General features: G+C 41.3%; 1 protein-coding gene. It reads right to left on the reverse strand.

Features of this window, described 5'->3' with window-relative positions; all coding sequences use genetic code 11:
• A partial coding sequence (locus ADF62_RS05375; RefSeq protein WP_152901325.1) for a helix-turn-helix domain-containing protein occupies window positions 1-351 on the reverse strand: 351 nt, incomplete at both ends.

Here is a 351-nt window from a genome sequence, read left to right on the forward strand (position 1 = left end):
ATCAAGGATGGTTATGAGTTCGTTTGTCTCATAATTCTGCGCCACAAAAGCCAATTCCCCTTTTTTGAACCCAAACTCATCCCAGGACATAACAGCTGGAAGTTTGTCATAATGCTCCTTGAAAGTAAATTGGTCAAGCTTACGATAGACAGTGGATGTCGACACACGAAGTCTTCTGGCAATATCAGTTAGTGACACCTTTTCAGTTAGGAGTTGTGTAACCTTTTGTCGGACTATATTAGAGATTTGGCAGTTTTTCTCAACGATAGATGTCTTAGCCACCGTGATTCTCCTACAACTTTTACACTGGAAACGACGTTTTTTCAGACGTAGTAGAGTTGGAGTTCCAGC

The organism is Streptococcus sp. 1004_SSPC, assembly GCF_001069025.1.
Classification (GTDB): domain Bacteria; phylum Bacillota; class Bacilli; order Lactobacillales; family Streptococcaceae; genus Streptococcus; species Streptococcus vestibularis.